At 72.3% G+C, this 26,904-nt stretch carries 21 protein-coding genes and 1 riboswitch; of the genes, 8 read left to right on the top strand and 13 right to left on the bottom strand.

Annotation, left to right across the window (positions count from 1 at the left end; translation table 11 throughout):
- Positions 1-30: 30 nt before the first annotated feature.
- A complete protein-coding gene (gene pcrA / locus ACGF5O_RS43305) occupies positions 31-2,490 on the bottom strand; it encodes a DNA helicase PcrA (protein WP_393815442.1) in 2,460 nt (819 codons plus the stop codon).
- 312 nt (positions 2,491-2,802) lie between these two features.
- Positions 2,803-2,977: riboswitch (cyclic di-AMP (ydaO/yuaA leader) on the top strand.
- A 7-nt stretch (positions 2,978-2,984) separates the two neighbouring features.
- Between pcrA and ACGF5O_RS43300 the strand changes: the two genes are divergently transcribed.
- Positions 2,985-4,157, top strand: a complete 1,173-nt coding sequence (locus ACGF5O_RS43300) for an NlpC/P60 family protein (RefSeq protein WP_393815441.1) — start codon at positions 2,985-2,987, stop codon at positions 4,155-4,157.
- 194 nt (positions 4,158-4,351) lie between these two features.
- Positions 4,352-5,320 carry a tellurite resistance/C4-dicarboxylate transporter family protein gene (locus tag ACGF5O_RS43295; protein ID WP_393815440.1) on the top strand — a complete coding sequence of 323 codons (969 nt, stop codon included), beginning with the start codon at positions 4,352-4,354 and terminating at the stop codon, positions 5,318-5,320.
- Between the two features lie 21 nt (positions 5,321-5,341).
- Here the strand turns inward: ACGF5O_RS43295 and ACGF5O_RS43290 are convergent, their stop codons facing one another.
- Positions 5,342-5,695: a hypothetical protein gene (locus ACGF5O_RS43290; RefSeq protein WP_393815439.1), complete on the bottom strand. Its 354-nt coding sequence runs from the start codon at positions 5,693-5,695 to the stop codon at positions 5,342-5,344.
- Positions 5,696-6,120: 425 nt separating this feature from the next.
- Here ACGF5O_RS43290 and ACGF5O_RS43285 point away from each other — a divergent pair, with 425 nt between their 5' ends.
- Complete coding sequence (locus tag ACGF5O_RS43285; protein ID WP_393815438.1) at positions 6,121-7,179, top strand: NlpC/P60 family protein; 1,059 nt, start codon at positions 6,121-6,123, stop codon at positions 7,177-7,179.
- A gap of 6 nt (positions 7,180-7,185) precedes the next feature.
- Here ACGF5O_RS43285 and ACGF5O_RS43280 read toward each other — a convergent pair whose 3' ends face one another.
- Together ACGF5O_RS43280 and ACGF5O_RS43275 are read right to left on the bottom strand one after the other, a co-directional pair.
- Positions 7,186-7,911, bottom strand: coding sequence for a LuxR C-terminal-related transcriptional regulator (locus ACGF5O_RS43280; protein WP_393815437.1), 726 nt, complete (start codon positions 7,909-7,911; stop codon positions 7,186-7,188).
- A complete protein-coding gene (locus ACGF5O_RS43275) occupies positions 7,908-9,200 on the bottom strand; it encodes a PspC domain-containing protein (protein WP_393815436.1) in 1,293 nt (430 codons plus the stop codon). The genes ACGF5O_RS43280 and ACGF5O_RS43275 overlap by 4 nt, the downstream gene beginning before the upstream one ends.
- A gap of 198 nt (positions 9,201-9,398) precedes the next feature.
- Between ACGF5O_RS43275 and ACGF5O_RS43270 the strand changes: the two genes are divergently transcribed.
- Positions 9,399-10,829 (top strand): PspC domain-containing protein, encoded by a 1,431-nt coding sequence (locus ACGF5O_RS43270; protein ID WP_393815435.1) that lies wholly within the window; start codon positions 9,399-9,401, stop codon positions 10,827-10,829.
- Positions 10,816-11,025 (top strand): hypothetical protein, encoded by a 210-nt coding sequence (locus ACGF5O_RS43265; protein WP_393815434.1) that lies wholly within the window; start codon positions 10,816-10,818, stop codon positions 11,023-11,025. Before ACGF5O_RS43270 ends, ACGF5O_RS43265 begins: the two co-directional genes overlap by 14 nt.
- A gap of 21 nt (positions 11,026-11,046) precedes the next feature.
- Here the strand turns inward: ACGF5O_RS43265 and ACGF5O_RS43260 are convergent, their stop codons facing one another.
- Entirely contained in the window at positions 11,047-11,586 is a 540-nt protein-coding gene (locus ACGF5O_RS43260; protein ID WP_393815433.1) for a DoxX family protein, read from the bottom strand.
- A gap of 176 nt (positions 11,587-11,762) precedes the next feature.
- The gene (locus ACGF5O_RS43255) at positions 11,763-13,040 is read right to left on the bottom strand and encodes a hypothetical protein (protein ID WP_393815432.1); all 1,278 of its coding nucleotides are present in this window, start codon (positions 13,038-13,040) and stop codon (positions 11,763-11,765) included.
- A gap of 188 nt (positions 13,041-13,228) precedes the next feature.
- Here ACGF5O_RS43255 and ACGF5O_RS43250 point away from each other — a divergent pair, with 188 nt between their 5' ends.
- Positions 13,229-14,116, top strand: a complete 888-nt coding sequence (locus tag ACGF5O_RS43250; protein ID WP_393815431.1) for a DUF4429 domain-containing protein — start codon at positions 13,229-13,231, stop codon at positions 14,114-14,116.
- Between the two features lie 121 nt (positions 14,117-14,237).
- Here ACGF5O_RS43250 and ACGF5O_RS43245 read toward each other — a convergent pair whose 3' ends face one another.
- Together ACGF5O_RS43245 and guaA are read right to left on the bottom strand one after the other, a co-directional pair.
- Positions 14,238-15,032, bottom strand: coding sequence for a class II aldolase/adducin family protein (locus ACGF5O_RS43245; protein ID WP_351491326.1), 795 nt, complete (start codon positions 15,030-15,032; stop codon positions 14,238-14,240).
- 222 nt (positions 15,033-15,254) lie between these two features.
- Positions 15,255-16,835 carry a glutamine-hydrolyzing GMP synthase gene (guaA, locus tag ACGF5O_RS43240; RefSeq protein ID WP_393815430.1) on the bottom strand — a complete coding sequence of 527 codons (1,581 nt, stop codon included), beginning with the start codon at positions 16,833-16,835 and terminating at the stop codon, positions 15,255-15,257.
- Between the two features lie 293 nt (positions 16,836-17,128).
- On the opposite strand from guaA, the gene ACGF5O_RS43235 reads away from it, so the two are divergent.
- Complete coding sequence (locus ACGF5O_RS43235) at positions 17,129-17,410, top strand: chorismate mutase (RefSeq protein ID WP_393815429.1); 282 nt, start codon at positions 17,129-17,131, stop codon at positions 17,408-17,410.
- 640 nt (positions 17,411-18,050) lie between these two features.
- Here the strand turns inward: ACGF5O_RS43235 and ACGF5O_RS43230 are convergent.
- Positions 18,051-19,217 carry a hypothetical protein gene (locus tag ACGF5O_RS43230; RefSeq protein ID WP_393815428.1) on the bottom strand — a complete coding sequence of 389 codons (1,167 nt, stop codon included), beginning with the start codon at positions 19,215-19,217 and terminating at the stop codon, positions 18,051-18,053.
- Positions 19,218-19,427: 210 nt separating this feature from the next.
- On the opposite strand from ACGF5O_RS43230, the gene ACGF5O_RS43225 reads away from it, so the two are divergent.
- Positions 19,428-20,465 carry an LPXTG cell wall anchor domain-containing protein gene (locus ACGF5O_RS43225; RefSeq protein ID WP_393815427.1) on the top strand — a complete coding sequence of 346 codons (1,038 nt, stop codon included), beginning with the start codon at positions 19,428-19,430 and terminating at the stop codon, positions 20,463-20,465.
- A 129-nt stretch (positions 20,466-20,594) separates the two neighbouring features.
- Here ACGF5O_RS43225 and ACGF5O_RS43220 read toward each other — a convergent pair whose 3' ends face one another.
- The 4 genes from ACGF5O_RS43220 to ACGF5O_RS43205 form a co-directional block, all read right to left on the bottom strand.
- Positions 20,595-22,373 carry a GMC family oxidoreductase N-terminal domain-containing protein gene (locus tag ACGF5O_RS43220; RefSeq protein WP_393815426.1) on the bottom strand — a complete coding sequence of 593 codons (1,779 nt, stop codon included), beginning with the start codon at positions 22,371-22,373 and terminating at the stop codon, positions 20,595-20,597.
- Between the two features lie 79 nt (positions 22,374-22,452).
- Positions 22,453-24,078 (bottom strand): succinic semialdehyde dehydrogenase, encoded by a 1,626-nt coding sequence (locus ACGF5O_RS43215; protein WP_393815425.1) that lies wholly within the window; start codon positions 24,076-24,078, stop codon positions 22,453-22,455.
- A 126-nt stretch (positions 24,079-24,204) separates the two neighbouring features.
- Positions 24,205-25,080: a serine/threonine-protein kinase gene (locus tag ACGF5O_RS43210; protein WP_393815424.1), complete on the bottom strand. Its 876-nt coding sequence runs from the start codon at positions 25,078-25,080 to the stop codon at positions 24,205-24,207.
- 211 nt (positions 25,081-25,291) lie between these two features.
- Positions 25,292-26,893, bottom strand: a complete 1,602-nt coding sequence (locus ACGF5O_RS43205; protein WP_393815423.1) for a serine/threonine-protein kinase — start codon at positions 26,891-26,893, stop codon at positions 25,292-25,294.
- Positions 26,894-26,904 lie beyond the last annotated feature (11 nt).

The raw sequence follows: 26,904 nt of genomic DNA, 5'->3' as shown, positions 1-26,904 counted from the left end.
GCCCTTCTTACCTCTTCTCTTCCCTCTCCCCTACAGCTTCTCCACCGGCGCGTACCGCAGCAGCAGCCGCTTCGGCTTGGCCTCGCCGAAGTCGATCGTCGCCTCCGCGTTGCCGCCCGTGCCCTTCACCGCGACGACCGTGCCGAGGCCGAACTGGTCGTGGGTGACCCGGTCGCCGACCGCCAGCGAGACCACCGGCTGCTCCGAGGTCCGCCGGGTGGCGAAGCCGGACGCGCCCGACGCCGAGGAGCGCGAGCGGGTCGAGGAGAGCGAGGCCGCCACGCCGGCCGCGGGCCCGGAGGAGACCGGTGCCATCGCCCCGGTCCGCTTCCACTCCAGATACGCGCCCGGGATCTCCTCCAGGAAGCGCGAGGCCGGGTTGTACGACGGCTGGCCCCAGGCGCTGCGCATCGCCGACCGCGTGAGGTACAGCCGCTCCCGCGCGCGCGTGATGCCGACGTAGGCGAGCCGGCGTTCCTCCTCCAGCTCCTTGGTCTGGCCGAGGGCACGCATGTGCGGGAAGACGCCGTCCTCCATGCCGGTCAGGAACACCACCGGGAATTCGAGGCCCTTGGCGGTGTGCAGGGTCATCAGGGTGATGACGCCGTCGCCGTTCTCGTCGTCGTCGGGGATCTGGTCGGAGTCGGCGACCAGGGCCACCCGCTCCAGGAAGTCGGCGAGCCCGCCGGACTCCTCGCCCTCGCCGGACTCCTGCTCGAACTCCAGCGCCACGGAGGCGAGTTCCTGGAGGTTCTCGATGCGGGTCTCGTCCTGCGGGTCCGTGGAGTTCTGCAACTCGGCCAGGTATCCGGTGCGTTCGTAGATCGCCTCCAGGACCGTGGCGGGTCCGGCGCCGGACTCCACGACCGTACGGAGGTCCTCCATCAGCGTGTTGAACCGCTTGACCGCGTTCGTCGAGCGCGCGGCCATGCCGTACGCCTCGTCGACGCGCCTGAGTGCCTGCGGGAAGCTGATCTTCTCGCGCTGGGCGAGGGCGTCGATCATCGCCTCCGCGCGGTCGCCGATTCCGCGCTTGGGGACGTTGAGGATGCGCCGGAGCGGGACGGAGTCCTCCGGGTTGGCGAGCACCCGCAGGTAGGCCAGGACGTCCCGGACCTCCTTGCGCTCGTAGAAGCGGACGCCGCCGACCACCTTGTAGGGCAGGCCGACCCGGATGAAGATCTCCTCGAAGACACGGGACTGCGCGTTGGTGCGGTAGAAGACGGCGACATCGCCCGCCTTCGCCTCGCCCGCGTCCGTCAGACGGTCTATCTCCTCGGCGACGAACTGCGCCTCGTCGTGCTCGGTGTCGGCGACGTAGCCGGTGATCCGGGCGCCCGCGCCCGCGTTGGTCCACAGGTTCTTCGGGCGGCGGGACACGTTGCGCTCGATGACCGCGTTGGCGGCGCTCAGGATCGTCTGCGTGGAGCGGTAGTTCTGCTCCAGGAGGATCGTCGTCGCGTTCGGGTAGTCCTCCTCGAACTGGAGGATGTTGCGGATCGTCGCGCCCCGGAAGGCGTAGATCGACTGGTCGGCGTCACCGACGACGCAGAGCTCGGCGGGGGGCAGGTCGGGCTCGCCGGTGCCGACCAGCTCGCGCACGAGGGCGTACTGGGCGTGGTTGGTGTCCTGGTACTCGTCGACCAGGACGTGCCGGAAGCGGCGGCGGTAGTGCTCGGCGACGTCCGGGAAGGCGCGCAGCAGGTTGACCGTCGTCATGATCAGGTCGTCGAAGTCGAGGGCGTTCGCCTCGCGCAGCCGCGACTGGTACATGGCGTAGGCCTGGGCGAGGGTCTTCTCGAAGCCGTCGCTCGCGCGGGCGGCGAAGTCCTCCTCGTCGACCAGCTCGTTCTTGAGGTTGCTGACCTGGGCGCTGAACGACTTCGGCGGGAACCGCTTGGGGTCGAGGTCCAGGTCCCGGCAGACCAGGGCCATCAGGCGCTTGGAGTCGGCCGCGTCGTAGATCGAGAAGGAGGAGGTGAAGCCGAGCTTCTTGCTCTCCCTGCGCAGGATCCGCACGCAGGCGCTGTGGAAGGTCATCACCCACATCGCGTTCGCGCGCGGGCCGACGAGGTGCTCGACGCGCTCCTTCATCTCGCCCGCGGCCTTGTTGGTGAAGGTGATCGCGAGGATCTGGCCCGGGTGCACCTGGCGCGCGCCGAGCAGGTGGGCGATGCGGTGGGTGAGCACGCGCGTCTTGCCGGAACCGGCGCCGGCCACGATGAGCAGCGGGGAGCCGGCGTGCACGACGGCCGCCCGCTGGTTGTCGTTCAGCCCCTCCAGGAGGGCGGCCGGGTCCAGGGCCGGGCGGGCGGCGCCGTCGCGGTAGTAGGCGTCCCGGTCCGGGGGCACGTCGAACTTCCCGCCGAACAGATCGTCCGGAATCGACTCCGGAGCGTGCTCGTCCTCGGGCGGCGGCGGAGGTTCCTCGTCATGGCCGCGGGGGGCCTGGAGGTTCGCCAGGAAGCTGTCGTCAAAGAGGCTGCTCATCGCTCTCCGAGTCTAGGGCGCCCCACCGACAACCGGCCGCCGCCCCGAAAACTCGCCCCGGTCACCGAACAGATCCGCTCCGTCACGGCCGGTCGACGCGCGTCACGCAGCAACGAACACCCGCCTCGAACCCTCCGCCACCGTCGGGCAAGTCACCCATAACGCCCCTAATCGCATCGCCGGAGCGCACCGCAACACCAAGGTCACGAAAATGTATCGGGCATATCGCACATCAAACTTCACAGGGACCACACGAGTTGGCTAGCGTGCCGGGCAGGCCGTACGACCCCCACCGGCGAACGTCGCCGGGCCGCACGGCCTCCGCCGAGTCCGGAGTGCCGCCGCGCACCCGGAGCCGGGGACCCACACCGACCTTGGGGTGAATCGGTCCCGACTCCCCACCGGAGAACGGACCGTAGGGCAACCCTTCCGAACCACCCGCCCGAACCCGACAGCTAACTCGGTAGGCGGAACGCTGGAAGGAGTCGCCCCCGTTGGCGTCGCACCGCAAGTCCCGGCCGTCAGGAACACGCGCGGCAGGCATACGCACCCCCGCCCTGGCCACCGCCGCCCTCACCTCCATGGCCCTGTTCTCCCAGACGGCCGAGGCCGCGCCCTCCGACGACGGCAAGCCGAGCCTGGAGGAGGTCGAGAAGAAGGTCGACTCCCTCTACCGGCAGGCGGAGTCGGCGACCGAGAAGTACAACGCGGCCAAGGAGCGGACCGGCAGGCAGCGCAAGCAGGTCGACACCCTGCTCGACGACGTCGCCCGGCGCACGGACCGGCTCAACAAGGCGCGTGAGGAACTGGGTTCGTTCGCGGCGGCCCAGTACCGGACCGGGGCGAGCGTCCCCGACACGGCGACCTTCCTGCTCGCGGACAGTCCCCAGGACTACTTCGACCAGGACCAGCTGATGAGCCGCCTGACCTCGCGCCAGAAGGGCGCGGTCGACGACTACGTCACCGAGCAGTCCGCGACCATGAAGAAGCGGCAGGAGGCCTCCCAGAGCCTCGAGACGCTCACCGAGACGCAGGACGACCTCAAGACCGCCAAGACCACCGTGCAGACGAAGCTGGCCTCCGCGCGGGAGCTGCTGTCCCAGCTGACGGCCGCGGAGAAGGCCCGGCTGGCGGCGATCGAGAAGCGGCAGCAGGAGGCGGCGGACCGCAAGGCGGCCGAGCTGGCGAAGCAGCAGGCCGCGGCGGCCGACCAGGCGGCGTCGTCCTCGTCATCCTCGTCATCCTCGTCGTCGTCCAGCGGCTCCTCTTCCGGCTCGGGTTCCAGCTCCGGCTCGGACTCCGCCTACGCCACGAAGGCCGCCAAGGCGATCGCCTTCGCCCGCGCGCAGATCGGCAAGCCGTACGTCTGGGGCGCCACCGGCCCCGGCTCCTACGACTGCTCCGGGCTCTCCCAGGCCGCCTGGAAGGCCGCGGGCGTCTCCCTGCCGCGCACCACCTACGACCAGGTGAACGCCGGCACCACCGTCCCCCTCGCCGACGCCCAGCCCGGCGACCTGGTCTTCTTCTACGACGACGTCAGCCACGTCGGCATCTACATCGGCAACGGCATGATGATCCACGCCCCCAAGCCCGGCGCCTACGTCCGCGAGGAGTCGATCTACTACGGCGGCGAGTCGATCATCCACAGCGTGGTGCGCCCGGCCTGATCCCACGGGGCGCCCGCCGTCCCCCGGGCGCCCCCATCCGCTTCCCCATCCGCTTCTCCGCACGCTCCACCCGCTCCCCCGCACGCCTCGGCGCACCGGCGCGCGGGTTTCGGGCCGCACGCGCGCGTGCATCGTTCGTGACACGCGCGCGTGCCCCGTTCGTACTGCGGCCGGCTCTCCCTAGCATCAGGGGCATGTCCGGCATTTCACCCCTCCGCGCCTGGTGGGCGCAGCGTCCGCCGGCGGCCGGGGCCGCCGTGATGGCCACCGGCATCCTGTCGGTGGGGCTGCACCTGGTGGGGGCGGAGACCGTGTCCCGGGTGGCGCTGGCGCTCGCCTGCGTGATGTGGGCGGCGCTGGCGGCGGACTTCGTCGTACGGCTGGCGCGGGATCGCCGGCGGTGGGCGCGGGAGGCGCGGACGCCGGGCGCGCTCACCGCGGTGGCGGCGACGGCGGTGCTGGGGACGCGGTTCTCGGCGCTCGGGTGGCAGAGCCCCGCCGAGGCCCTGCTGGCGCTGTCGGTGGTGCTGTGGCTGCCGTTGCTGGTCGTCGTCGTGCGGCACTGGAGGCCGCGGATGCCGGGAGCGGTGTTCCTTGCCTGTGTGGCCACCCAGGGGCCCGCCGTGCTCGGAGCGACGCTGGCGGCGGCCCTGACGACGGCGTGGCTCGCGCACCTCTCGCTGGTCCTGTTCTGGCTGGGGCTGGCGATGTACGGGCTCGCCGTGCCCCGGTTCGAGTGGCGGCAGATCGCCCGGGGGCCCGGTGACCAGTGGGTGGCGGGCGGCGCGCTCGCGATCTCCGCGCTGGCCGGGGCGCGGCTGCTGGCGGCCGACAGCGCGCGGCTGTACCTGTGGAACGACGACGACCGGGGCGTCCTGCGCGTGGTGACGGTGGGGCTGCTGGTCCTGGACCTGGCCTGGTACGCCGTCCTGCTGGCCGCGGAGGTGGCGTGGCCCCGGCCGCGTTACGACGTGCGCCGCTGGGCGACGGTGTTCCCGATGGGGATGACGGCGACGGCGGCGCTGTCGGTCGCCGCCGCCGTCGGCGGTGCGTGGCTGGAGTGGCCCGGGCGGGTGCTGGTGTGGGTCACGGTGGCGGCCTGGCTGACGGTGGCGACCGGCGCGGCGGCGGGCGCCCGTGCCGCCCTCAGGAAGGCCCGTTGAGGCCCGCAGAGGATGCCGGGATCAGGTCCACAGGACGGCGATGAAGATGTTCACCGCCGTGAGCAGGCCCACCAGGCCGAAGGCGCCCTTCTCGACCTTCTCGTCGTCCCGTTTCACGTAGACGAGTCCGAGGATCACGATCAGCAGGGCGAGCTTCACGCCGATCTTGATCGTGTTGACGTGGTGGTCGTCGGCCTCGTTGAGGCCGACGAGGATCACGCCGGTCGCGAGCATGGTGAACGCGCCGTGCAGCATCCCGGGGACGAACCGGGCCGTGCCCTGGCCCATCGCCTTCATCTGGGTGAGGAAGCCGCCGAGGAGCGCGGCGATGCCGATGATGTGCAGGCCGACGAAGAGATGGATGAGTACGTCCATGGCCCCGGAGCCTAATCAGGGCCCTCCGGTGCACCGGCCACCGGCCCCTCCCTCGGCACCGACCGCGCCGCATATATGCACCCCATAGCAGCCCGCGTCTCCCACCAGCCCCGGAACCGCCGCTTCGGTCATCCCGCCCCGGGAAGCCGACGACTCCGGACCGGAATTCCGTACACATACCGTCGGGTAACGATCCGGTCGTGCCAATTCCGTGCATCGCGTTACCAAGCCGACACACCCGGGCCTAGCGTCCTCCCCCAGGTGGCCGACTCCCCACCGCCGCCCGGGCCAGGGGCGGCAGTCGGACACCACCGCCGAGAAGATCCGGCGGCGGCCCGCTCCCCCTGTGCGGGCCGCCGCCGGACGCGCGATGCGCACTCCCCGCGGACGAGACGGCGGTCGTACGAAAGGACGGGACAGTCCAGGTGGCAGCGCACCGCAAGCCCCGACAGCGCTCGCTCAGCGGCAACACGGCCCGCACGGCCGCCACCCTCGCCCTGGCGGGCGCGGCCACCGCGACGGCCTTCGAAGGGACCGGTAACGCCGAGCCGCAACTGACCCCGGCGCAGGTGAAGGCCAAGGTGGACCAGCTGTACCAGGAGGCCGAGGAGGCCACCCAGAAGTACGACGGAGCGAAGGAGAAGGCCGACACGGCCCAGCGGCGGCTGAAGTCGCTGCAGGACGAGACCGCCCGCGCCCAGGAGAAGTTCAACTCCGCCCGGGACGCGCTCGGTTCCATAGCGGCCGCGCAGTACCGCGACGGCGGCATCGACCCGGCCTGGCAGCTGGCGCTGTCCAGCGATCCCGACCGGTACCTCGACGACGCGGCCTTCGCCGAGCGGGCCGGCGACCGGCAGGCCGGTGCGGTGGCGCGGGTACGGCAACAGCTGCGCGAGATCGAGCAGTTGCGGGGTGCGGCACACGTCGAGCTGACGTCGCTGCGGTCCCGGCAGGCCGAGCTGAAACGGGAGAAGGCCGCCGTCAACGGCAAGCTGGGCGAGGCTCGGCAGCTGCTGGACCGGCTGTCACCGCAGCAGCGGTCGGCGGTCACGGCGGACGACATCACCGGACGCGCCTCCCGCTCCGCGTCGGACGCCCGCGCCCCGCTGACCACCGGCAGCGTCGCCGCCACCGACTCCCGCGCCGCGGCCGCCGTCGCGTACGCCTACTCGAAGCTCGGCAGCCCGTACGTCTGGGGCGCGACCGGCCCCGACGCCTTCGACTGCTCGGGCCTCGCCCAGGCCGCCTACCGCTCCGCCGGCGTCTCCATCCCCCGCACCACCTACGCCCAGATCGACGCCGGCCGCCGCGTCTCCCGCTCCGAGCTCCAGCCGGGCGACCTGGTGTTCTTCTACTCGGGCATCAGCCACGTCGGCATCTACATCGGCAACGGCCAGATGATCCACGCGCCGAACCCGTCGGCGCCGGTACGGATCGCACCGATCGACGAGATGCCGTTCGCGGGGGCGACGCGGGTCGTCTGAACGGCCTCAGACCAGGCGGCGAGCCGTCGCCCAGCGGGTCAGCTCGTGCCGGTTGGACAGCTGCAGCTTCCGCAGCACCGCCGAGACATGGGACTCGACCGTCTTCACTGAGATGAACAGCTGCTTGGCGATCTCCTTGTAGGCGTAGCCGCGGGCGATGAGGCGCAGGACCTCGCGCTCGCGCTGGGTGAGGCGGTCGAGGTCCTCGTCGACCGGCGGGGCGTCGGTGGAGGCGAAGGCGTCCAGGACGAACCCGGCGAGCCGCGGCGAGAAGACGGCGTCGCCCTCCTGGACCCGGAAGATCGAGTCCACCAGGTCGGTGCCGGTGATCGTCTTGGTGACGTAGCCGCGGGCGCCGCCCCGGATCACGCCGATCACGTCCTCGGCCGCGTCCGACACGGACAGTGCGAGGAAGCGCACCGGCCGCTCGGCGTCCGCCGTCAACGGGGCGCACCGGCGCAGCACCTCGACCCCGCCGCCGCCCGGCAGGTGCACGTCCAGGAGGACCACCTCGGGCCGGGTCGCGGTGATCACCGAGACCGCCTGGTCGACGTCCGCGGCCTCGCCGACCACCTCGACGCCGGTCTCCTCGGTCCGGCCGATCTCGGCCTGGACGCCCGTGCGGAACATCCGGTGGTCGTCGACGAGGACCACCCGCACCCGACGCCCGGCCTCGTCCGCGCCTTCCGCCGGGCCGTTCCCCGGACCGTTCGCCTCGGTCGCGTCGCTCATGACGTCCTCTCCGCCCTCTCCATCTCCAGCTCGACCTCCGTGCCGCCGCCCGGCACGGACCGCAGCCGTGCGGTGCCGCCATGGCGCTCCATGCGGCCGATGACCGATTCTCTGACACCCATGCGGTCGGCGGGTATCGAGTCGAGGTCGAAGCCGGGACCGCGGTCACGGACGGACACGAAGACCGTCCTGCCCTCGACCTCGGCGTAGACTTGGACGGCGCCGCCCTCGCCACCGTACTTGGCCGCGTTGACCATCGCCTCGCGCGCGGCCTGCATCTGCGCGCCCGTCCGTTCGTCGAGCGGGCAGTCCCCGACCACGACGACCTCGATGGGGACGCCGTGCTTGTCCTCCACCTCCGCCGCGTTGCGCCGGACCGCGTCGGCGAGGGTGGCGGGTTCGTCGGCCTCGTCCTTGCCGGTGCCCTCGGGCTTGTAGAGCCAGGTGCGCAGGTCGCGCTCCTGGGCACGGGCCAGGCGGCGCACCTCGCCCGCGTTCTCCGCGTTGCGCTGGATCAGGGTGAGGGTGTGCAGCACGGAGTCGTGGACATGGGCGGCGACCTCGGCGCGCTCCTGGGCGCGGATACGCATCAGCCGCTCCTCGGAGAGGTCCTGGGTCATCCGCACGAGATACGGGCCGGCGAGCAGGGTGATGCCGACGAGCACGGCGAGCGAGGCCTGGAGCACCGCCCCGATGTGCGCGGCGGAGCCCTGCATGACGAAGACGCCCGAGACGCCCGCGGTGACGAGCAGGACGCCGACGCCCGCGCGCAGCAGGCTGAGCGTGCGGCGCCGGCTGCCGACCTCGACCCAGCGGGCCCGGCGGGCGTTGTCCGCCTGCCGCCAGACCAGGGCGACACCGGCGGCGACCAGGACCGCGGGAAGGAGGTAGGCCTTGGCTCCGCTGGTCAGGTTGACGCTGCCCACGAACACCATGGACACGACGACCATGAGGAGCAGGGCGGCGATCTGGCCCTTGTCGGGCTTGCGGGCGACGAGTCTGCGGCGGCCGTCCGCCGAGGTCTCGGTGGTGACCAGGGAGGGCGGCTTCTGCCCGCCGACCCCGCCGACGCCGAGCGGCACGAAGAACCAGAACGCGGCGTACAGCAGCGCGCCGAGGCCGTTGGCCATGAACAGGCCGACGAAGACGAGCCGCACCCAGACGACGGGCAGGCCGAGGTGCCCGGCGAGCCCCCGCGCCACTCCGCCGAGCCAGCGGCCGTCGCTGCTGCGGTAGAGCTTGCGCGGCGGCCGCGGGTCGTCGAGGGGCGCTGCTGCGGCTTCCGGCATGCCATCGATGTTCACACGCCCGGAGTTGCGGAGCATCAGGGTCGACCCCCGAGACTCCCCTGATCTTCGGATTTCCCGCGGGCACTGCCCCTGTCACGCCGTTCGAACGCTTCCCGGTCCGGCCTCGGGGCAGATTTCAGGGTTCGGCCAGGGTCATCCCGACTGCCGCCGCGACGGCTCGGCCGTCACCATTGACTCATGACTGATCACGAGCACGCCGCGACGGGTCCGGGACCCGGCCCCGGCCCGCGGCCCGCAGCGGGCACCGGGCCGTCGGATGCCGCGCCCGCCGCGGCGGAGACGGCCGCGCCGGGGGCCGAGGCCACCGGTACCGGCACCGGCGCGGAAGCCGTCGACGCGGCCTCCCCGCGGTTCCGGCGCGACCGCCGGCACAAGATGATCGCGGGCGTGTGCGCGGGGCTCGGCCGCCACACCGACCTGGACCCGGTGATCTTCCGCATCACCCTGGCCGTGCTGGCCGCGACCGGCGGCATCGGTCTCCTCTTCTACGGCTTCGCCTGGCTCTTCGTGCCGTACGAGGACGACGAGGAGAACGAGGTCCGTAAGCTGCTGACCGGCCGGGTCGACGGGCAGGCCCTGGCGGCCGTTCTGTTCGCCCTGGTCGGCTGCGGAGTGCTGCTGACGATGATCAGGAACGGCCAGGTGCTGGCGTTCGCCGTCGTCCTCTCCCTGCTGCTGGCCGGCGCCGGGTACTGGTCGCGGCGGCGCGGCGCCCCCGACCCCGATCCGCTGTCCGCCCAGGCCGTCGCCGACGCCCCGCCGGAGGCCCAGGCGCCGCCGGTCCCGGTTTCCTACCCCTCGTGGTGGCGGGACCCGATCGTGAAGGACGGCACGCACGTCGGGGGCACCGGCTACCTGTGGGGCCCGGCCGAGGTCCGCGGCCGGGAGGCCCCGGGGCTCGACTTCCGGCTGAGCACCCCGTGGGTCCACGGCCAGGACGTCCGCGCCCGGCAGAGCCCGCCCCCGAGACCGCGCGGACCGCGCTGGATCGGCGGCTGGATCTTCCTGTCGGCCCTCGTGGCGGGCGGCCTGGGCACGGGGCTGACGTGGGACACTCACCCGCTGGGCACCAGCCTCCAGACCGGTCTGGCCTGCGCGCTGATCGTGTTCGGGCTGGGCACGGCGCTCAGCTCGTTCCTGGGGCGCACGGGGGCCGGCTCGCTCTTCCTCGCCCTGCTCACGGCAGCCCTGCTGGCCGGCGCGACGGCACTCCCGTCCGACATCAGCACCCACTGGACACGGGCGAACTGGACCCCGGCCACGGCGGCGGAGGTGGCGCCGGCGTACGACCTCGGGACGGGTGTGGCCACGCTGGACCTGACGCACATACGCGTCGCCCGGGGGCGGACGGTGTCGACCTCCGCCGAGGTGGGCGCGGGCCAACTGAAGATCGTCGTGCCGGCCGGCGTGACGGTGCGGATGAGCATCGACGTGGGGGTGGGCGACATCCAGTTGCCCGGTGACGACAAGAAGGACGTGGACGTGGAGCCGGGCAAGCACAAGGACGTGACACTGGCGCCGGCGAGCGGCGCGAAGGACGCGGGGACGCTCGACCTGGATCTCCAGGTCGGCGCGGGACAGGTGGAGGTGACCCGTGCTGCGGCATGAGTTCCAGCCCGGACGGCTGGTCGTCGGTGTCTTCCTGACGGCGGCGGGGATCGCCTACGCCGGTGACGCGGGCGGCTGGTGGGACACCGAGTGGTTCGCGGTCATCCCCGTGACGGTGGCCGGCCTCGCCCTCGCAGGGCTGACCGCGGCGCTGACCAGGGCGATACGCAGGCGCCGCGGCACACCGGAGAGGTAGAGAGCGGGAACGCCGCTCAGATCAGAGGCCCAGCGAAGCCCGTGCCGAGCGGTGTCGGCGTCGGGCGCGGAGGATCGCGTCCAGGGAGAGGTAGGGGGCGCCGGCCAGGACCAGGGGCAGCCAGGCCATCAGGTAGGCGAGGTCGTTGCCGTAGTAGTACGGGGAGTTGGCCCAGCTGATGGTCAGCCACAGGCTGAGGGAGATCAGTGCGCCGCCGAGCGCGGCCAGCCGGGCCAGCAGGCCGAAGAGGGTGCCGAGGCCGACGGCGAGCTCGCCGATGGCGATCGCGGTGCCGAAGCCGACGGGGTTCTTCAGGGCCAGGTCGATCAGGGCCGGGATCGCGGCGGAGTCGCGGACGGCGCGCATGGTGTCGCCGATGGACCCGGAGCCGCCGGATTTGAGGAAGGCGTTGTCGGTCAGTTTGTCCAGGCCGGCGTAGATGAAGGTGACGCCCAGGAAGATCCGCAGGGGAAGGAGGGCGTATCGGGTGGCGGTGTCCCGCAGGCTGCGGTCGCCGTCGAGATACGGAGTGTGCGTGTCCGAACGAATGCCGTGAGTCATCGCCAGTAGCCGCCTCTCGCCGCAGTACCCGGGCCCCTCAACAGACCATACGTACGACAACCGTGGTCGGCTCAACCCTCTCCCGGACGTTTTTCCGAATTTCGGCCGGACTCAGACACCCGGGAGGGTGGAGAAAGCCGGACAGGAGGGGGCACATGCGGGCTGGGCAGGCCCGCTCACTCCGTGACCTCGACCGTGCACCGGTTGGTCGCCACCCCGGCCGCGGTCACCACCTGGACCTCGACGGAGCCGGGCTCCACCTCGGCGGGGACGGGGACGGTGAGGACGTGGTCCGTGGGGTTGCTGAAGCCGCCGGTGACCGGGACCAGGGGGACGTGGACGTTGACGGCGCCGATGCGGACGACCATGCGGGAGAGGCGGTCGGCGGTCTGGGCGCCGGGCGGGACGAAACCGGTGCCGCGGATCTCGATGTCGTCGCCCGTGCGGATCGGGGCGTCCAGGTCACCGGCCTCGCGGGCGCGGACCACGGAGAGGATCACCGGGCGGCCGCCCTCGGCGTACTTGCCGGCCAGGTAGGTCGCGGCGGAGATCAGGACCACCGTCGCGAGGCCCCAGGGCAGGTCGGGGAGCTGGTCGGGGCGGCGGGCGAGCCGTACGGCGGCGAAGAGCAGGGCGACGGCGCTGATGACGACGTACTGGATGTCGGCGAAGGTGCCGCGGCCGGAGTCGTCGGTGAGCAGGTCGGCGGCGCGGGGGCGGTGGGCGCGCACCTTCTGCAGGCGCTGGCCGGCGATGCGCAGGCCGACCACCCGGCGCACCAGCACGGCGATGCCGCAGACCACGGCGAGGACGGTCACCACGCCGGCGCCGCGGGCGAGGTCGAGACCGGCGATGAGGGCGTCGCGGTCGGCGGGAGAGGAGGCGGCGGCCAGGCGGCCGGCCAGGACGAGGACGGCGTAGGCGACGAAGAGGACCCAGAAGGCGGCGATGGTACGGGAGGTGGACATGCGGTTGTCCTCGCCGATGACGGGGGCGAGCACCCCACCGCGCGAGCGGTGGAACCAGGAGGCCGCCGTGAGGGCGAGGGCCACGAGGAGGGCGGCGAGCAGTCCGGCGGTGCGGGCGCTGGTCCAGCCCGTGCCGATGGCGGTGAGGGCCTGGGTGAGAAGCATGATCACGACGGCGGCCCAGACGGTGCAAGCGGTGCGCAGCCACAGGCGGGCGAGCCAGGCCTCGCCCTCGGCGCGGCCTCGTTCGGCGACCACCCCGGCGGACTGGGCGAGTTCCTCGGAGACCCACTGGCGGGAGGCGGAGGCCGAGTGGGCCACCGCCGCGGGCAGCCCCTGCCCGGCCGCGAACTCCTCCCGCTTCAGGAGGAATTCGGCGACCGCCCGCCGGTGTCCCTCCCGTGCCCCGTGCGGACAGTCCCCGCACGCGCAGCCGCCCCCGTGGGCACCCGAACCGGCGCCCTGCCTCGCCTCCTGCACCGCCACGCCCGACGCCTGCCTTCCCCACGCCCGGGGCACGACGCGCAGGGCCCTCCCCGGGCCCGGACGGCGTCGTGCAACTCCCTTGTGTCGAGAGCGAATTGTGCCCTACGCCACGCGGTTCGCGTTCAGCGGGCCGGTCACGACGAGTGAAGATACGGCAGACGTGTTGACCCGGCTGCGAGAATTTCCCCATGGCCGAGATCATCCAGCGGGACGGGACCTGGGCCTTCGACGGCAGTACGGTCCGGATCACGCCGGGACGCCACCGGTCCGTGCCGCTGTTCCGGCAGACCTACGGGGAGATCGCCGTACCCCTGGAGGCGGTGGCGGGGGTGGTGTACGAGCCGGAGCGCAGGCGGGGGCGGCTGAGGATGCGGCTGCGCGAGGGGGCGGACCCGTTGTTGCAGGCGACGGGCGGGCGGTTGCCGGAGGCGGCGGATCCGTACCGGCTGGCGGTGGACGGGGACCGGTCGGGGGTGGCCGAGTACGTCGTGGCGGAGATCCGGCAGTCGCTGCTGCTGGACCAGGTCCCGAAGGAGCCGGCGAGGACGTACCTGCTGCCGGGTCCGCCGGTGCCGGTGTCGGTGCGGTCCTCGGACGGCACGGTGTCGTTCGACGGTACGCAGGTGCGCATCGACTGGGCCGACACCTCCCACCGGGTCAAGCGGGCCACCGGGCCGCGGATCATCGGCGTCGGCGATCTGGTCCAGGTGGAGTGGCTGCCCAACTCCGGCTACGAGGACGGCTTCCTGCGGTTCGTGACCCGGGAGACGGTGTTCTCGAAACTGCCGGCCGAGCGCGACCCGTACGCCCTCGACCTGTGGGGCAGTGTCCGCCGCGACCTGCTGACGGCGCTGGTCGCGGCGGCGGTCACGGCCCGGCTGCCGCATCCGTCGACCCGGCCGGGCACGGAGTACACCGACCGGGACCGGCCCCCGGCGACCGTGCCGCGCCAGTCCGCCGACCTCCACGACATCCTGCTGCGCAGGCTGCGGGAGCTGGGCGAACTGCACCGCGACGGAGTCCTCACCGACGAGGAGTTCGCACAGACAAAAGCAGCCGTACTGCGAAGCTTCTGACCCAGGGGCAGCAGCGCCCCCGAAGGGGCGCGGGGAACTGCGCGACCAGCCACGACGGCGCCGCAGACGACAGATCGCGGCACTTCCAGCGGAGCGCCTTGCGGAGCGCCTTGCGGAGCGTCTAGCTCAGCAGATCCGGTTCGCTGCGGCTGATGTCCTGCCACAGGGGCTGGTAGTTGATCCAGGCCACCAGGTCGCCGCCGAGCTGCTCCCGGGTGGCGACGGCCAGCTTGTGGTCGATGAGCAGCGGCCGGCCGGCCGCCTTCGCGGTCAGCTGGACCTGCGCGGACTTCTCCATGGACAGGAACCACCAGGCCGCCGCGTCCACCGAGTCGCCGACGGTCAGCAGCCCGTGGTTGCGCAGCACCAGCGCCTTGCGGGAGCCGAGGGCGGCGGCGATCCGGCGGCCTTCCTCGGCGTCCACGGCGACGCCGGTGTACGCGTCGTAGAGAGCGTGGTCCTCGTAGAAGGCGCAGCTCTCCTGGCTGATCGGGTCGAGCAGGTCGCCGAGGGCGGACAGGGCGCGGCCGTGCACGGAGTGGCAGTGGGCGACGGCGACGACGTCGGGGCGGGCCGCGTGCACCTGGGCGTGGACGGTGAAGGCGGCCTGGTTGACGTGGTAGCGGCCCTCGATCACCTGCCCGTCCTGGTTGGCGAGGACGAGGTCGCCGACGGTGACGTGCTTGAACGGCATGCCGAACGGGTTGACCCAGAAGCAGTTCGAGTACTCGGGGTCGCGGGCGGTGATGTGCCCGGAGACACCGTCCTCCAGTCCGGCCCGGCCGAAGATCCGCAGCGCTCCGGCGAGCCGCTCCTTGCGATGCCGGCGCTCGTCGTCGAGCGAGTCGTACATCGGCGGCATCGCGAACTGAAGCTGATCGGTGGGCAGCGGAAGGGGCGGGGTCGGCCCGTGCATAGGTCCTCCAGCACTGGGTTTGTGTTACGGCCGGAAGTTACCGCCGGTCAGTGCAGGAAAACAGAGCTGTTCTGTAAAGATGACGCGCGCGAGCAGATCGCGACAGAAGTTGTCGGGAATCGGCGACCGGATGACACGTACGGCACACGTCGAAGAGGTGGCGCCGCCGGAGCCGCACCACCTCTTCTTCGGGCCTTCGGGCCTACTCCCGCTTCTTCGGGCCTACTCCCACTCGATGGTGCCCGGCGGCTTGGAGGTGACGTCGAGGACGACCCGGTTGACGTCACGGACCTCGTTGGTGATCCGGGTGGAGATCTTCGCGAGGACCTCGTACGGCAGGCGGGACCAGTCGGCCGTCATGGCGTCCTCGGAGGAGACCGGGCGCAGCACGATCGGGTGGCCGTAGGTGCGGCCGTCGCCCTGGACGCCGACCGAGCGGACGTCCGCGAGCAGGACCACCGGGCACTGCCAGATGGCCCGGTCGAGGCCGGCCGCGGTCAGCTCCTCGCGGGCGATGGCGTCGGCGTCGCGGAGCAGGTCGAGACGCTCCTTCGTCACCTCGCCGACGATGCGGATGCCGAGGCCCGGACCCGGGAACGGCTGGCGCTGGACGATCTCCTCCGGCAGGCCGAGCTCCTGGCCGACCATCCGGACCTCGTCCTTGAAGAGCTTGCGCAGCGGCTCGATCAGCTGGAACTCGAGGTCCTCGGGCAGCCCGCCCACGTTGTGGTGGGACTTGATGTTCGCGGTGCCGGTGCCGCCGCCGGACTCGACGACGTCCGGGTAGAGCGTGCCCTGGACCAGGAACTCCACGGCCGGGCCGGCGTCGGCGATGATCTCGGCCTGGGCCTGCTCGAAGACCCGGATGAACTCGCGGCCGATGATCTTCCGCTTCTGCTCGGGGTCCGAGACCCCGGCCAGCGCGTCGAGGAAGCGGGCCTCCGCGTCGACGACGACCAGCTTGACGCCGGTCGCGGCCACGAAGTCCTTCTCGACCTGCTCGGTCTCGCCCTTGCGCATCAGACCGTGGTCGACGTAGACGCAGGTCAGCTGGTCACCGATGGCCCGTGCGACGAGGGCCGCGGCCACCGCGGAGTCGACGCCGCCGGACAGGCCGCAGATGGCGCGCTTGTCGCCGACCTGCTCGCGGATCGCGGCGACCTGCTCGTCGATGACGTTGCCGGTGGTCCAGGTGGGCTTGAGGCCCGCGCCCCGGTACAGGAAGTGCTCCAGGACCTGCTGGCCGTGCGTGGAGTGCATGACCTCGGGGTGGTACTGGACGCCGTAGAGCTTCTTCTCGTCGTTCTCGAAGGCGGCGACCGGGACGACGTCCGTGGACGCGCTGACGGTGAAGCCCTCGGGGGCGGCGGAGCAGGCGTCGCCGTGCGACATCCACACGTGCTGTTCGGCGGGGGTGCCCTCGAACAGGGTGGACGCCGACTTGGAGACGTGCAGGTCGGTGCGGCCGTACTCGCGGGCGCCGGTGTTGTCGACGGTGCCGCCGAGGACCTGCGCCATCAGCTGGAAGCCGTAGCACATGCCGAAGACCGGGACGCCGGCCTCGAAGAGCTCGCGGTCCAGGCGGGGGGCGCCCTCCTCGTACACGGACGAGGGGCCGCCGGAGAGGATGATCGCCGCCGGGTTCTTGGCGAGCATCTCGGCGACCGGCATGGTGCTGGGCACGATCTCGCTGTAGACCCGGGCCTCGCGGACGCGGCGGGCGATGAGCTGGGCGTACTGCGCGCCGAAGTCGACGACCAGGACGGTGTCGGGAGCGGCGGCAGCGGGAGTCGCTGATGACACGGGGTGCCTTCCGGCGGTCGGGCGGGGGTCTGTGGTTACCGATTCTAACGGGGTGGGCGCGGGACACCTCCCCGTAGTGCTGTGGCATACTCGCCCCCATGCTCACGCAGACGACCTTCCTCTTTACCTATGGCGACCGGCCCACCGGCTGCCATGGTCGTGCTGCTTGAGCAACTGACAAGCGACTTCCCCAGGCGCCCCGGGCCGACAAGGTCCGGGGCGCCTGGTGTTTCTCCGGATCCTGCCGCTCCGGGGCACCTCCCTTCAGATGCCTTCAGATGAGGAGCCCCGACATGACCGCCCTCGATGTGACCGGTGCCCGTACCCCCGAGGCCGCCGATGTGATCACCGGTGCGCGGGAGCGCATCGACGCGCTCGACGACCGGATCATCGGTCTGATCCAGGAACGGATGGCCGTCTCCGCCGTCGTCCAGGACGCCCGGATCGCCTCCGGCGGCCGTCGGGTGAACCTCTCCCGGGAGATGGAGATCCTCGGCCACTACAGCACGGCGCTCGGCAGGCCCGGCACCACCCTCGCCATGACGCTCCTGGAACTGTGCCGGGGTCGCATCTGAGTCGGGCGGATCTGAGTTCGGGGCCCTTCTCACCCGTACGGCGCGTGACCGGCCCGGGAACCGCTTCGTTGGTGGGGTGTCCGTCTCAGCCAGGGGCGGGCCCGGAAGAACCACGCGTGGCTCCGCTGGGGCGATGAGGCGTACGGAACGTGCCGTGCGCCGTGGGACCTCGCTCCAGTCAAGTGACCGGACGGCAGGGGACAGCAGCCCGGTCACCCAAGAGACGGCCGGCTCCGGGGACGCCCGGGGCCGACCGGCGGAAAATTGCAAAAATGCACAAGGGCTGGGTCAAACGGTTGCGGAGGCCGCGTACATCCAGCACGATGCGTAGAAGGCTCCCACGGCCTTCGGAGCCCCCAAGTCCCAGTTCAGGCAACGGAATTGCCGTGTGCCGGCCGTCCGCCAAAGGTCGAGACCTGCCGTACGCCCCGAGTGCGCCGGGGCGCCGACCCGGGGCACGGACGGCGACACAGGGCACAGAGACCAGCGGCGCAACCCCCCGGCGCCGCTCCCAGGCACCGACGCTGCCCTGACGTCGGTGCTGACGAAAGAAGGGCCCCGCGGCTCCGTCCCGCGGGGCCCTTCGCCTTGCCCCGGAAACCCGGGGCGGCGAAACCCCGGGCGGCGAAGCCCGAGGCGCCTAGGTCCGGCTGACCTTGCCGCAGGCCTCCTCCTTGCCGATGTCGCGGCTGCGGTCGTACGGGTCGACGGGCGGGCCGGTCGGGGTGGCGGTCGCGGTCGTGGCCCGGGACGGGAACTGGGGGTGCAGATAGCCGTCGTCGATGCCGCAGACCGAGTTCCCGGCGTCCTCGTCGTAGCGGAGGAGCGTCAGGCGGCCGGCGGTGACCTGGTACCGCGTGGGGTCGGGGAGTTCGACGTCGATGACGCGGCGCACGATCGTGCGGGCGACCTCGGCGGAACCGTCGGTGGCGGCGCCGGCGCGGACGACCGGGTAGACGAAGGTGTAGTCGGCGTGCACGGCCACTCCCTGGTACTTGCCCTTCGCGAAGGTGATCCGGCCGCGCACCTTGACGACCTTCCCGGCCTGCTTCACGTCCTTCGGGTCGAAGCGGCTGAAGAGGAAGAGCGGGTTGTGGGCCTTGCCGGGGCTGCGCAGCGAGGTCCTGAGGTTGTCGAGCACCTCGGGCTGTTTCGGGTCGAGCACCGAGAGGGCCGCGGCGGGGTTGCCGCCCGCTATGACGCCGGGGTTCAGGTTGGCGTCCACCAGCAGCTTCCTGGTCTGCCGGAGGGCCAGTTCGACGCGGTCCTCCGGGATCGCACCGAGCGCGGTGGCCTTCGGCAGCACGATGCCGGCCGCGCCGTCGGCCCAGCGCAGCGCCGGGGATCCGGCGAACGGGTGGGCGAGCGTGGGGGTGCCGGGGGCGACCGCGGAGGGCGGGGCGGTCGGGGTGGTGATCTCGTCGGGCAGCCGCGCGGTGGTGGTGTCCGTGCCGGAGGAGGAGCCGGAGGACGAGCCGAAGGGGTCGCCGGGGATCACGGACGGCCGCATCGCCACGACGGCCACGGCGATCGCCAGCGGGACGCCGATGACCGCCCAGGTCCTGCGGCGCCGGGCGGCCCGCCCGTTCGTCTCCTGCCAGGCAGGCCCGGTCCGCCATCCCTCGGGCTCCCCCTTGCGCCCCTTGAGCCGCTCGGTCACCTCACGGGCCCGGGCGGAGGGCTCCTTGGGGGCGGACTTGCGGATGTCCCGTTCGGTGTCCTGGAGGAACTGCTCCCACACCTCGTCGGATATGGAGGAGGACGACGGCTCGTCCCCCGACGATTCTTCGGACCGTCTGTCAGACATGGCACTCTCTCGCTCGGCCGCTCGACGGGGGCGAGAATAACCTTGCAGTCGGCTGTGTCCATGCCACCCGACGCCCCGACGGGACGAGTGACCCAGATCACATGAGGGTTCCGTGAATGCGGAGGCAACCATTCACAGGACTCGCCTGTCACATCTGCGGAACCAGCGGTGACATCCATCCACCGCAGCTGACGCACGGGGGTCCTCCTCATGAAGCTTCGCCGGGTCATGGCCGCGGCAGCGGTCGCGGCCGTCGTCGCGCCGGTCGCCCTGCTGTCCGCGCCGGTCCTCGCCTTCGCGGAGGACTCGCCGTCGACGCCCGCGTCCGAGAGCGCGCCGGGCGAGCCCGGCGACACGGGATCCGCCGCCGCCTCGGACTCCGCCTCCCCCAGCGACAGCGACAGCACGAGCGCCTCGGCGTCCGGATCCGCGTCGGCCGCCGCCTCCCCCAGTGGCAGCGCGAGCGCCTCGGCGTCATCGTCGGCGTCGGCGTCCGCCGGGCCCTCGGGGTCGGCCGAGCCCAGCGCGAACCCGTCCGACCCGGACGTGCCCTACTGCGAGGACCTCGACGAGAACTTCGGCGACGCCAAGGTGTCCGCCGACGTCAAGGGCCTGCCCGGAAAGATCGTCGCGGGCGACGGCTTCCACGGCTTCGAGCTGGTCGTGACGAACGACGCCGAGGCCGACGTCGAGGGCGTCGCCTTCTACGCCGAGATCGAGAACTACGCGCTCGACGAGTCGAAGTACCTCAGCCCGTACGTCGACCTGGAGTTCAAGAACCCCGACACCGGCTCCTGGGACCGGATCGGCGACGACGACTGGGCCGGCGACTACTTCTTCTACGTCCCGAAGCTGAAGTCGGGCGCGAGCACGTCGGTCGACCTGCGCGTCTCCGTCGACGCCAAGGCGCCGGCCGGTGACGCCTACTCCTTCGGCTCCGGCGCCTACCTCGACAAGGTCCAGGGCCTGGACTGCATCGCCGAGGGCTGGGCCCAGTACGACTTCACGGTCCTCAAGGCCGGCTCGTCCAACCCGGCCCCGGGTACCGCCACGCCGGGCGACGACGGCGGCAGGGACTCCGTGAAGAAGCCGCAGGGCGACGTCTCCGACCTGCCGACCGGCAACCTCGCCGACACCGGCACCAGTTCGGCGCTCCCCGTCATCGGCCTGGTCGGCGGGGTCGCCGTCGTGGTCGGCGCCGGCGCGGTGGTCCTGGTACGGCGGCGGAGGACCGGCACGGACTCATAGGCAAGGTCGCGCGGACCGCCGTACGGCGACCGCGCACCGATCGAAGAGGGACCTGGGCTCGGAGGGGGGCACAGGTCCCTCTTCGGTGTCCGCCTGCTTCTGCCCCGCTTCTCCCTCTGCTTCTTCCGTCTACTTCTTCGGCGGTACGGCCGGCATCCCGAGGAACGGCAGCCGCAGTGCGCCGAACGCCTCCGCCGGGACCGCCGGGCGGTGCGGCTCGACGGCCTGGAGCCGCCGGTACGGCTCGCCCTGCCGGGGCCGCGGGTCCGCCTCGCCCTTGTTGGGCCAGTACGACATCGCGCGCTCGGCCTGCGCGGTGATGGTGAGGGACGGGTTCACGCCCAGGTTCGCGGAGACGGCGGCGCCGTCCACGACCGAGATGCCCGGATGGCCGTACACCCGGTGGTAGGGGTCGATGACCCCGGTCTCGCGCGAGTCGCCGATCGGGCAGCCGCCGAGGAAGTGGGCGGTGAGCGGGGTGCCCATCAGCTCGCCGACGTTGCTGCCGGCGAAGCCGTTGATCTCCTCGGCGAGCACCGTGGCCGCCTCGGAAGCGGCCTTGATCTGCTTGGGGTTGGGGGCGCCGTGGCCCTGCCGGGCGGTGAGCAGGCCCTTGCCGACGCCGTCCGGTTTCAGGTACGTCGTCAGGGAGTTGTCCAGCGACTGCATCACCAGGCCGATGATGGTCCGCTCCGACCAGCGCCGGTTGGAGAGCGAGCGCAGCACGAGCAGCGGGTGCCGGGCCGCGTTCGCCAGCCAGCCGAGGACGCGCGAGGAGCCCTCCGCGTACGGCACCTGGAGGATCGACAGGCCGCCCATCGCGTTGGAGCCCTTGCCGTAGCGGACCGGCTCGATGTGCGTGTTCGCGTCCGGGTGGATGGACGAGGTGATCGCGACGCCCTTGGTGAAGTCGGCCTTCGGGGTGCCGTGTGCCTTGCGGTAGCGCCGGTCGTCGGTCTGGGCGCCCACCAGGGCCTCGGAGTTGGTGCGGGTGAGGTCGCCGAGGCGGTCGGAGAGGTACGGCAGCTGACCGCCGGCCTTCATCCGGTGCAGGAGGGTCTGGGTGCCGTAGGTGCCGGCGGCGACGACGACCCGGCGGGCCGTGAAGATCCGGCCCTCCGCCTTCTTCTTGTCGTCCGTGGGGAGGGTGGCGATCGCGTAGCCGCCCCGGGAGTCGTCGGTGACGGAGACGACGGTGGTCATGGGGTGCACCTCCGCGCCCGCCTTCTCGGCGAGGTGGAGGTAGTTCTCGTTGAGGGTGTTCTTCGCGCCGTGCCGGCAGCCGGTCATGCACTCGCCGCACTCGGTGCAGGCGTTGCGGGCGGGGCCCGCGCCGCCGAAGTAGGGGTCCGCGACCGGGTCCCCGGGCGACGCCTTCGACTCGCCGTCGGCGTCCTTGCCGTCGCCGAAGAAGACGCCGACCGGGGCGAGGTGGAAGGTGTCGCCGACGCCCATCCTCTCCGCCGCCGCCTTCAGGTGGACGTCGGACGGGGTCGTCGTCGGGTTGAGCCGTACGCCGAGCATGCGCTGGGCCTGGTCGTAGTACGGCTTCAACTCCTCCTGCCAGTCGGTGATGTCACGCCACTGGGGGTCGTCGAAGAAGGGCTTCGGCGGGACGTAGAGGGTGTTGGCGTAGTTCAGCGAACCGCCGCCGACGCCCGCGCCGGCCAGGACCATGACGTTGCCGAGGAGGTGGATGCGCTGGATGCCGTAGCAGCCGAGCTGCGGGGCCCAGAGGTAGTTCCTGATGTCCCAGGAGTTCTTGGGGAGGGTCTCGCGGGTGAAGCGGCGGCCGGCTTCCAGGACGCCTACGGTGTAGCCCTTTTCCGTGAGGCGCAGGGCGGTGACGGAGCCGCCGAATCCTGAGCCGACGACTATGACGTCGTAGTCGTAGGTGTCCTGGGGCACGGGTGCTCCTCGTCGAGTTTCGCGTGCGGGCCGTCGGTGGTTGATCGCGCAGTTCCCCGCGCCCCTGAAAGCAGGTCGGTCAACGCAGCCTGAGTGCCTTCATCACCTTGAGACTCGTGCTCATGAACTGGGCGTACTTCTCGTCGTCCATGCCCAGTGAGGGGGCCATCGGCAGGAGGCGCTGCTGGGCGACGGTCTGGGCCTCGGTGTACTTGAGGATGCCCTCCGAGCCGTGGCGGCGGCCGAGGCCCGAGTCCTTCATGCCGCCCATCGGGGACTGGACGCTGCCGTAGGCGGGGGCGTAGCCCTCGTTGACGTTGACGGTGCCGGTGCGCAGGCGGGCCGCGACGTCGCGACCGCGGGCGCCGTTCTTCGTCCAGACCGACGAGTTGAGGCCGTACGGCGTGCCGTTGGCGTGCTCGACGGCCTCGTCCTCGGTCTTGAAGCGGTAGATGGAGACGACCGGGCCGAAGGTCTCCTCGGTGCAGACGGCCATCGCGTCCTCGACGCCGTCGAGGATGGTGGGCTCGTAGAAGTAGGGGCCGATGTCGGGGCGGGCCGTGCCGCCTGCGACGAGGGTGGCGCCCTTCTCGACGGCCTCGTCGACATGCCGGGTGACGGTCTCCAGCTGCCGTTCCCCGACCAGGGACCCCATGTCGGCGCCGTAGGCGAGGGAGGGGCCGAGGCGCATGGCCTTGGTGCGGGCGGCGAAGCGCTCGACGAAGGCGTCGGCGATCGACTCGTGGACGTAGAGCCGCTCGATGGAGATGCAGAGCTGGCCGGCGGAGGAGAAGCAGGCGCGGACCGCGCCGGCCGCCGCCTTCTCGATGTCGGCGTCGTCGAGGACCAGCATGGCGTTCTTGCCGCCGAGTTCGAGGGAGACGCCGACCAGGCGGGCGGCGGCGCCCTGGGCGACCTCGCGTCCGGTGCGGGTGGAGCCGGTGAAGGAGACGTAGTCGGCGTGCCGGACGACCTCGGGGCCGACGACCGGGCCCTCGCCGAGCACGACCTGGAAGACGTCGGCGGGCAGCCCCGCCTCGATGAGGAGGTCGCGGGCCCACAGGGCGGTCAGGCAGGTCTCGGTGTCCGGCTTCATGACGACCGCGTTGCCGGCGGCGAAGGCGGGGAGCGCGTCGCCGACGGAGAGTTCGAGGGGGTAGTTCCAGGGGGCGATCTGGCCGACCACGCCGCGCGGGTGCCGCAGCTCGGTCACCTTGGTGAGGGTGGGCATGGCGCCCGCGTGCCGCTTGGGACGCAGGTAGGCGGGGGCCTTGCGGCCGTAGTGGCGGGCGGCGACGGCGACGGCCTGCACCTCCTCGTGGGCGTGCAGGCGGGCCTTGCCGGTCTCCAGCTGGATGAGGTCGAGGACCTCGGCCTGGCGGGCCAGGACCAGGTCGTGGAAGCGGAGCAGGACCGCGGCGCGCTGCCGTACCGGCACCTTCTCCCACACGGCCTGCGCGGCGCGGGCCGCGTCGAAGGCCTTGGCCACGTCCTCGGGGGTGGACTCGGGCAGGTCGGCCAGCTTCTCGCCGGTGAAGGGCGTGTGGTTGGCCGTACGGCCGGAGCCGGCGACGCCCTTGGTGAGCTGGGCGACCAGCTCGGGCGTGACCACGTCGGCGGCGGTTCGGGCCCCTGCGGGGGCGGGGGCGAGCGGGTTCGTGCCGGTGGGGGCCGGTGCGTGGGCCGGGGCCTGCGAGTCCGTCATGAGCCGCAGGGTATTCGGGAGCGGGGCCTTTGGGTACCCGTGGGTAACCCGGTTTCACCGACCGCACACACACCGCCAGTGATCACTGGCAGAGAACGTGCTGATCAGCGCCTCGGGTGGGGACGATCAGCCGCGTTCCGGTTTTTTGGCGAGGAGCAGGCCGAGGGCGGCGAGCGGGGTGAGGCGGCGGGGTTCGGGGGCCGGGGAGGGCGGCGCGGGGGCCAGGTCCGGGGGCGGCGCGGCGGCGGGTTCGGACACCCACCGCGGAAGGGGCGCTCCGGCGGCCTCGGCGAGCGCCTCGGCGGCCTGCTGGGCCGTCGGCCGGGATTCCGGTTCCGGGGCGAGGAGCCCGTCCAGAAGGGGGCCCAGGGCGCCCTGTGCGTCGCCGCCGGTGGCCGCGCGGAGCAGCGCGCCCAGGGACCACAGGTCGGAGGCGGGGCCGGCCCCGCGCCCCGCACCGCACTCCGGGGCGTCGAAGGGGCCGCGGCCCTGTCCCCCGCCGATGCCGAAGTCGGTGACGACGACGCGGTCGCCGTCGGCCGCGAGGAGGACGTTGGACGGCTTCAGGTCACGGTGGACGATGCCGACGCAGTGCGCGGCGTGCAGGGCGCCGAGCACGGCGAGCCCGATCCGGGCGGCCTCGGCGGTCGGCAGCGGGCCGCGGGCGGCGAGGGCGGAGTGCAGCGCCTCCCCCTCCACCAACTCCATGACGATCCAGGGAAGTTCGTCATCCATGAGCACGTCGTGGATGGCGACGGCGGCCGGGTGGTCGACGCGGGCGGCGGCCCGGGCCTCGTGCAGCAGACGGTGGGCGGCGCGCTGCCGTTCCTCGCCCTCCGGCTCACCGGCCGGGTCGGGCTCCTTGACGGCGACGTCCCGCCCGTCCTGCTCGTCCCGGGCCCGCCACACGGTCCCCGCCGGCCCGGACCCGATGCGCTCGGCGAGCCGGTAACGCCCACCGATCAGACGTCCCTCGACCGGCTGTTCGCCGTCTTCACTCATGTCACATGAGTACCTTGCGCACCATGCCGTTGTCGAAGCGGCGCGGTCAGCGGGCCACGGGGTGCGGGCCCCTTCCTGTGAGCCCCGGCCGCCTCCGGGCTCCCCGACGCACCGCGGCATCACAGCCGTGCGAGGTGTCCGGGACCGGACCGACCCCGAACTCCATGCCGGTGATGCCCGCCGGTGCCGCACGGCACCCGTCGACGGCGGGTCAGCCCGCGGTGAACGTGTCGACTGCGACGTCGAAGTACTCCCGCGCCTCACGCACCTTCCCGACCGGCGCCGACACCCACACGTCGTACAGCATGCCGCCCTCCTCCCAGCAGAGGTCGTAGGTGTGCCGCGGTCCCTCCGTCGCGCTGAAGCCCTTCCAGGTGAACTCCCAGAACGCGGCGGGGTGTCCGGAGTGGGTGGTGTCGGTGACCCGGCCGTCGTGGTAGCCGGGGTTCGTGCTCGGCCCCTCGGCCGCCGCGCGCCGCATCGCCCCTCCCGGTCCGCCGGTCTGCGTCTCGGAGACCTTGATGCCGAGCCGGAAGGTCTGCCCCCGCGACAGGTAGAAGACGCGCTCGCCCTGCGGGTCGCGGGTGAAGCCCTCCGGCACGGCGAGGGAGAAGCCGGCCGGGTCCTGCGCGAGCCGGTAGCCGGAGGGTGCGGTGGCGGAGTGGGCGGTGGGGGGCAGCGAGGAGGACGAGGAGGCGGGCGGGGTCGCCGACGGGGTCGCCGGGGACGACGCGGAGACGGCCGTGGTGCCCCCGGGGGCCGGGGTGGTGCCGCCGCCGTCCCCGTGGAACAGCAGTGTGGCCGCCGACACGCCCGCCCCAGCCATCGCGGCGACCAGCAGCGCGGCGACCAGCACCCCGCGGGTGGACGGCCGGGGCGGCACGGCCGGTTCCGGAGCCGGCGGCCACGGAACGTCCCGCTGGGTCGGCGTGTACGACGCTCCGCCCGAGCTCCGCGCCGCACCACCGGCGCCCGTCACGGCCCCCGTCTCCAGGAACCCGCGCAGCATCAGCTCGGCCTCCGCCGCGCCCAGCCGGCGCTCGGGATCCCGCTCCAGCAGCCCCCGTACGACCGGCAGCAGCGGCTCCGCCTGGGCCGGTGGCCGGATCTCGTCGGAGACCACGGCGTGCAGGATCCCGCCGAGCGAGTCGCGCCGGAACGGCGACTCGCCGCTGAGCGCCGCGCACAGCAGCGCCCCCAGCGACCACAGGTCGGACGCCGGGCCGGACCGGCCGCCGGACATCCGCTCGGGCGCGGTGTACTCGGGCGAGCCGACGAAGGAACCGGTCTCGGTGAGCGTGTTGGCGCCCGCGACCTGGGCGATGCCGAAGTCGGTGAGCACGACACGCCCGGTGGCGGCCTCCACGAGCACGTTCGCCGGCTTGATGTCCCGGTGCAGCACCCCGGCCCCGTGCGCCGCGCGCACCGCGCTCAGCAGCGCGATCCCGATCCGCGCGGCCTCCCCGACGTCCACCGGCCCGCTCCGCGAGATCCGGTCGGCGAGCGAACCGCCCTCGATCAACTCCATGACGATGTAGGGCCGTCCGCCGTCCTCGACCACGTCGTGCACGACGATGATGTGCGGGTGGTGCAGCTGGGCGACGGCCTGCGCCTCACGCAGGGTGCGTTCGCGGCGCAGCCGGGCGTCGTCGTCGGAGAGGGAGTCGTCGACGGTGAGCTCCTTGACGGCGACCTCCCGCCCCAGTAACTGGTCGGCCGCGCGCCATACGACACCCATTCCGCCCCGCCCGAGCCGCGTTTGCAGGCGATAACGCCCCGCGATCAGACGGACGGCGTCCCCGTCGGTCCCCATGGCCCCATGAT

This window comes from Streptomyces sp. NPDC048291, from assembly GCF_043201715.1.
Lineage (GTDB): Bacteria > Actinomycetota > Actinomycetes > Streptomycetales > Streptomycetaceae > Streptomyces.
Note: the sequence above shows the minus strand (reverse complement) of the source record. Positions and strands in the feature narration are given on the sequence as shown.